Annotated in this window: 5 protein-coding genes; all 5 read right to left on the bottom strand. The window is 54.8% G+C overall.

The window, feature by feature from the left end; translation table 11 throughout:
- Positions 1-46 precede the first annotated feature (46 nt).
- Entirely contained in the window at positions 47-1,687 is a 1,641-nt protein-coding gene (locus ACK543_RS12510) for a methyl-accepting chemotaxis protein (protein ID WP_409943172.1), read from the bottom strand.
- Positions 1,688-1,827: 140 nt separating this feature from the next.
- A complete protein-coding gene (locus tag ACK543_RS12505) occupies positions 1,828-2,829 on the bottom strand; it encodes an ABC transporter ATP-binding protein (protein WP_409943171.1) in 1,002 nt (333 codons plus the stop codon).
- Positions 2,826-3,863 carry an ABC transporter ATP-binding protein gene (locus ACK543_RS12500; RefSeq protein ID WP_409943170.1) on the bottom strand — a complete coding sequence of 346 codons (1,038 nt, stop codon included), beginning with the start codon at positions 3,861-3,863 and terminating at the stop codon, positions 2,826-2,828. The genes ACK543_RS12505 and ACK543_RS12500 overlap by 4 nt, the downstream gene beginning before the upstream one ends.
- Before the next feature lie 6 nt (positions 3,864-3,869).
- The gene (locus tag ACK543_RS12495) at positions 3,870-4,790 is read right to left on the bottom strand and encodes an ABC transporter permease (protein ID WP_409943169.1); all 921 of its coding nucleotides are present in this window, start codon (positions 4,788-4,790) and stop codon (positions 3,870-3,872) included.
- A 14-nt stretch (positions 4,791-4,804) separates the two neighbouring features.
- Positions 4,805-6,376 carry an ABC transporter substrate-binding protein gene (locus ACK543_RS12490; RefSeq protein ID WP_409943173.1) on the bottom strand — a complete coding sequence of 524 codons (1,572 nt, stop codon included), beginning with the start codon at positions 6,374-6,376 and terminating at the stop codon, positions 4,805-4,807.
- Positions 6,377-6,413: the final 37 nt, after the last annotated feature.

The raw sequence follows: 6,413 nt of genomic DNA, 5'->3' as shown, positions 1-6,413 counted from the left end.
AAACCGCCCAGGGCCTGGGAGAGCCAACCAAGACTTGCCCCCCCGATTACTGGTGAAAACTTGCTTGGGACGCCAGCAGTGGTCGAGATGAAGGCGGATGTTTCACCACCACAGGCGCAGGGAACGCATCAGAAACGGCTCGATCACTGTGTGCCAGCTTGAATACCTCTACGGCCGAAACCAGTGCTTCTGCTTGGGAACTGAGCCGATTCGCTGAAGATGCGATTTCTTCTACCAGTGCGGCGTTTTGCTGGGTGGCCTGGTCCAAATGCGTCACAGCTTCACCGACTTGTGCCACGCCCTGACTTTGCTGTGCACTGGACGCGCTGATTTCACTCATCATCTCCGTCACACGGCGAATGGCACTCACTACTTCGCTCATCGTGGCACCCGCCTGGTCCACCAGATGGGTGCCGCGATCGACGCGCTCCACGCTGATGCCGATCAGGGTTTTGATTTCTTTCGCCGCTTCCGCGCACCGTGCGGCAAGGTTGCGCACCTCGCTGGCAACCACGGCAAAGCCGCGTCCATGCTCGCCCGCGCGAGCTGCCTCAACCGCGGCGTTGAGCGCGAGGATATTGGTCTGAAAGGCAATGCCATCGATCACGCCGATGATCTCGGCAATTCGTTTGCTGCTTTCGTTGATGCCCTTCATGGTTTCCACCACTTCTGCCACCACGTTGCCTCCCTGAGCCGCTACGCTAGACGCAGTCACTGCCAGCTGGTCGGCCGTCAAAGCGCTTTCCGCGTTTTGCCGCACGGTTGCCCCCAACTCTTCCATCGATGCTGCGGTCTCTTCCAATGCGCTGGCTTGCTGTTCCGTTCGCGATGACAGGTCGCTGTTGCCCTCGGCGATTTTTGCGCTGGCCGATGCGACGCTCTGGGCGTTACCTCGCACGGCCGTCACGGTATTGACCAAGCTCTCTTGCATGCGTTGCAGGGCGCCTAAAAGGTGCCCCGTCTCATCCCTGGACGTCACCACGATTTCGCCAGTCAAGTCGCCCGCAGCAACACGTTCTGCCGCCTGTAGCGCCTGCGCCAAAGGCCGCGTGATGGACAACACCAGCCAGAATGCCGCAACCGTGGCCAGAACGACGGCTGTGCCGCCTGCTCCTGCCATCGCGCTCCAGGAGTCTGCATAGACGCGCGCCGCAAGGGCGCCCTCGGCGTTGGCCCGGCGGCTGTTCATGCTCACCAGCTCACGCAGATGATTTGAAGCACTCGTGTACAGCGTATTTGAATCGCCCCCCAAGAGCGCCAAGGCTTCGATGTTCTCGTGCTGGCGCGAGAGATCAAAAAGTCGCTGTGTTGCGCCCAAGTAGAGCTCATGATCTTTGACGAACGCGTCGTACAGGGCCTGCTCGTCAGTCGATGAAATTCGGGGCTTGTACGCTGTCAGCGCACTTTTGAGCCCCATTTGCAGCGCGTTAACCGCTTCTTCTGCGGCCGCCTTCACCCTCCCGTCAGAGTTCATGACGTGGTTGAGTTCGTTCAGACGCAAGCGCGCAAGGTCCTTGTCCATGCTGTTGATCAGCTCCATCTGCGGAAGCCAATCGTCGGTGATCTTGGTCGTTGCCGTCCCCATTATTGACAACTTCGATAGAGCGATCCCTGCAATGACCAGTAACAGGAACACCAAGGCCGCAAACGTGATCGTCATCCGCGTACCAATTTTCAGATTTTTCATGAGTCTCTCCCGTGACCAGCGCTCATCACTTGGCAGGTATCTTTGATTCGTACTCGCACACAATATCACACCCTCGATTTGGGCGCACCAAGAACTGGCTGCTACTTAAAATTTGTTGGCCGCTTGGCTGCGCTCATACTCTAAATACGCCCCTCCTCCACTGCATGACATGCGACGAAGGTTGAATGTTGGTAAATAAAATCGGGCCGCTCGTTTTTGCAGCGCGAGCTAGCGTGTGGACATCGGGGATGAAATGAACACCCTGTTGGCGGGTTGAGGGGATTAGGGATTTCACCCTGAACCGGAACGCGCGGTTGCCCTGTGGTCTTCAATTTGGGAACCGCGTCAATCAACATACGCGTGTAGGGGTGGCGCGGGTTTTCGAATAGTTCGTTTTTATCGGCTATCTCAACCAGGCGCCCTAAATACATCACTCCAACACGATCACTTACATAACGCACTACGGCCAGGTTATGCGAAATGAAAAGATAGGTCAGGCCTCGTTCATGCTGGAGGTCCTTCATGATGTTCAGCACCTGCGCCTGCACACTGACATCCAGCGCAGAGGTGGGCTCATCGCAAACGAGAAAATCAGGTGATGTTGCCAAGGCGCGAGCAATAGAAATTCTTTGTCGCTGGCCGCCAGAAAATTGATGGGGATATTTAGTTACATCCGCTGCAGATAAACCCACGGTTGTCAGAAGATTTTCGACTCTAGACTTATATTCCTGTGGATCTGTGACGATGCCCTGTACTTTTAAACCCTCGCCAATGATCGATTGAACTCGCCAGCGCGGATTCAGGCTGGCATATGGATCCTGGAATATCATCTGCATTCGACGCCGCATGGCTCGGCTGTCTTTGCTTTGAAGGCCAGAATGAACTTCCTGCCCTTCCAGATGCACCGATCCTTCGGACGGCTCATACAGACCGACGAGAAGCCGCGCTACCGTGCTTTTTCCACAGCCGGACTCGCCCACCAGCGCCAAAGTCTGCCCCCGCTCAATGCTAAAACTGATCCGATCCACTGCATGAAGCATTTGACGAGGCTTGCGTTCCAATACGCGAGCCAGGAGCGGCGGCGACACATCGAATGTCTTAGAAAGAGCGCGGACTTCCAAAAATGCGTGTGTACGATTCATTGCAGTACCTTCGTCAATGGCTGAATAGCGAGCACGCTCCTGTCAGAACAATTGCTGTCTGTCGCCGCCTGGCTCTCGTTCACGTGAAGCCAGCAGCTCGCCTCAGAGGAGCCGGCCGGCACCAACTGAGGATGCTCGCTGAAGCACCTGGAGAAAGCCTTGGGGCATCGCGGATTAAAACTGCAGCCATCGGGTACTGAGTTCAATCGTGGCATAGCTCCATCGATTTGGCTCAGGCGTTTGCTCTGGATCGTCATATCCGGAATGCAGGCCATCAGTCCGGCCGTATAGGGGTGGGCCGGCCGGTTAACCAGTGCATCCACCGGTCCGATTTCGGCTATTTGCCCTGCATACATCACTGCGACTCGGTCGCATGTCTCGGCGATGACGCCCATATCGTGGGTTATCAGCATCACGGCTGCGCCCCGATCTTTGCAAATTCGCTTCAGCAAATCGATAATCTGAGCCTGAATCGATACATCCAGGGCCGTCGTGGGCTCATCCGCGATGATGAGTTGAGGCTCCGCAGCAAGCGCCAAGGCGATAACCACGCGCTGACGCATTCCACCCGAGAACTGATGTGGATAATGGTCGATGCGCTCAGACGCGGCTGGGATGCCCGTGTCCTCAAGGAGCCCGATTGCCCTGCGTCGAGCCTCCGCAGCATTCATACTCAGATGAGTTTGAATGGTTTCGACAAGTTGCCGACCAACGGTGTAGAGCGGGTTGAGTGACGTTAGCGGGTCTTGAAAAATAGCGCCAATTTCACGGCCACGGACCTTCCGCATCTGCTCGTGTGGCAGGTTATCAATCCTGCGACCGTTGAGGATTATTTCCCCAGAACGAACTCGTCCCGGCGGGTCTAAAAGACCTATGATGCTCGCACCAGTCAGAGACTTTCCGGCTCCTGACTCGCCCACCATGCCAAGAATTTCGCCAGGAGCGATATTGAACGATATGTCATTGAGCGCGCGTAGATTTCCGTGTCGAGTTGGAAATTCCACGATAAGATTTTTCACTTCGAGCAGACTCATTAGGATTCACCTTGACGTCATCCGAGGATTGAGTGCATCCCTAAGCCAATCGCCCAGCAAATTGATTGAAAGAGCAATAGACACCAGCATCGCAGCCGGGAAAAGTGTGATCCACCACTCACCAGAAAAGAGGTAATCGTTGCCCACACGGATAAGAGTTCCAAGTGATGGGGATGTCGGCGGTACTCCAACTCCAAGAAATGAAAGGGTCGCCTCGGTGATAATGGCAGTTGCGATATGGATGGTAGCAAGTACGAACACGGGTCCTGCCACATTTGGAAGGATGTGTTTCAACATGATGGCGCTATTTTTCGTTCCTAGGATTCGCGCAGCCTGTACATAATCCTTGCTTCTTTCGATAAGCGTGGAGCCGCGCACGGTCCGCGCATACTGAACCCACCCGGTCAAGCTGATTGAAGCGATCAGCACACCAAAGGCGACAGACTCCTGGGCCCCCGGAAACATGGCGCGTCCAATACCGGCAATCAAGAGGGCTACAAGGATGGCGGGGAAACTCAGCATGACATCGCACAAGCGCATCAGTACTGTATCGACCCAGCCCTTCCGATAGCCTGCATATAATCCGAGTGCAACCCCCAATATCATCGACAGCGCCACAGATACGATCCCGACAATCAATGATATTCGTGCGCCATACATGAGCGACGACATAATGTCGCGCCCTTGATCGTCGGTCCCCAAGAGGTAGGCTTTGTTCCCTCCCTGAAGCCAGGCGGGAGGGAGTCGAGCTTCGCTTAAATTGAGGGTCGTCAGATCAAAAGGACTGTGCGGTGCGACCAGTCCAGCGAAGCCTGCACAGAATAAGCAGGCAGACGCCAAAACTGCCGCAAAAATCGCAATTGGCGAGTGTCGAAAGCTATAACTGACGTCACTCTCATACCATCGCTTCAATGAAGAGAAAGTCATGCGGCAACGTCCAATCACTTGACCGTGATGTAGCGAAACGGCATGAAGTTGTCTGCAAACTGCGTCAACTCAACTTTGTTGCTTACGCCCCACGCCAGTAGTTGTTGATGCAGTGGAATATGGCCCACATCGCTCGCGTGCAGCTTGAATGCTTCCTTGATCATGGCGTCGCGTTTTGCCTTGTTGGTTTCCGACTGAACTTTTACGATCAATTGGTCAACGGCCTCATTGCAATAACTGCCTAGATTGAAAATACCGGCGCCCTTGCCGTCAGGGCAGTGGACCAATGCGTTCAAGGTGTTGTGGGCATCGTAGGTGGCGGGCACCCAACCCAGGATGTAAAAGCTGGTATCGCGCTTGAGCACTTTCGGAAAGTAGGTGCCTTTCGATTCGGCGACGAGATTTACCTTCACGTTCACACGAGACAGGTTGGCCGCCACGGCCTGGCAAATTTCGCTATCGCTTACATAGCGATCGTTTGAGCAGTTCATCGTCAGTTCGAAGCCGGATGGGTAGCCCGCCTCGGCCAGCAGCTTTTTCGCGGCCTCCACGTCGTAGGGGAGCCGTTCATTCAAGGCGCTGTCGAAGCCATTCACACCTGGGCCCACCATGAGCGCCGTTGGGTTTGATGCGCCCCGCATGACAACGCGTTTGATCGCGTCAATATCGATCGCTTGGTAGATTGCCTGCCGTACGCGCTTGTCCTTCAAAGGGTTGCGACCCTTCACGCTTGAGTTTGGCAACTCATCACGTTTTTGATCCATGCCCAGAAAGATGGTTCGCAGCTCGGGGCCTTGTAGAACCTTGGCCGTGCCCGAGCTGTTCACGCGAGCAATGTCTTGGACGGGAACCGGCTCCATCACATCCACCTGACCGCTTAAAAGCGCAGCAACGCGTGTTGCATCGTTGCTGATCGGTGTGTAGACGACCTCCGCGACGTTCCCTTCGATTTGTCCCCAATATGTGGGGTTACGCGTAAAAACGGTTTTTACGCTCACCTGACGCTCGCGCAAGCGAAATGGGCCCGTACCATTACCCTTGAATGACGCCGTGTTTTCGATGCCCTTGCGTCGGTCTACGGGTGTAACGGCTTTATTTTCCTCGCACCATTTCTTGCTCATGATGTAAAGCTGCGAGATCGATTCCGGAAGAATTGGAAATGGCACCTTGGTTTCGATCTCTATGGTGGACTCACCCACTTTCCTCACCTCTTTGACGTCGCTCACAAACGATTTCAGGTCAGAACCATCGCCAGCAGCACGATTAAATGTGAATATGACGTCTTCTGGGGTAAATGGAGTACCGTCGTGGAATTTAACGTCTTTGCGCAACTCAAAGCGCCAGATGAGTGGAGTCGTTTGCTTCCAACTGGAGGCCAAAAGGGGGCGCAGGCTTAGGTCTTTGTTTCTTCCTACCAGCGGCTCATACACATTACCCGTCACGCTTAACTGCAGGGTTTCATTAAGCGAGTGCGGATCCATCGAAAGGGCGTCACCTTGATTGCCGATCCGCACTGTCTGTGCTTGGGCGTAAGCACAGACAATGGAAATAATTGCAGGCAGCATGAAGCGTGATAGACGGCGCATTTTGTTTGGCATATTTTCTCCAGGAGAAGTGGCGTTG

The organism is Acidovorax sp. (assembly GCF_046341535.1).
Classification (GTDB): Bacteria; Pseudomonadota; Gammaproteobacteria; order Burkholderiales; family Burkholderiaceae_C; genus Acidovorax.
Note: the sequence above shows the minus strand (reverse complement) of the source record. Positions and strands in the feature narration are given on the sequence as shown.

Excerpts from the sequence above, each read along its gene's own strand:
- ACK543_RS12510 (WP_409943172.1), bottom strand. The coding sequence starts at position 1,687 with ATGAAAAATCTGAAAATTGGTACGCGGATGACGATCACGTTTGCGGCC.
- ACK543_RS12505 (WP_409943171.1), bottom strand. The coding sequence starts at position 2,829 with ATGAATCGTACACACGCATTTTTGGAAGTCCGCGCTCTTTCTAAGACA.
- ACK543_RS12500 (WP_409943170.1), bottom strand. The coding sequence starts at position 3,863 with ATGAGTCTGCTCGAAGTGAAAAATCTTATCGTGGAATTTCCAACTCGA.
- ACK543_RS12495 (WP_409943169.1), bottom strand. The coding sequence starts at position 4,790 with ATGACTTTCTCTTCATTGAAGCGATGGTATGAGAGTGACGTCAGTTAT.
- ACK543_RS12490 (WP_409943173.1), bottom strand. The coding sequence starts at position 6,376 with ATGCGCCGTCTATCACGCTTCATGCTGCCTGCAATTATTTCCATTGTC.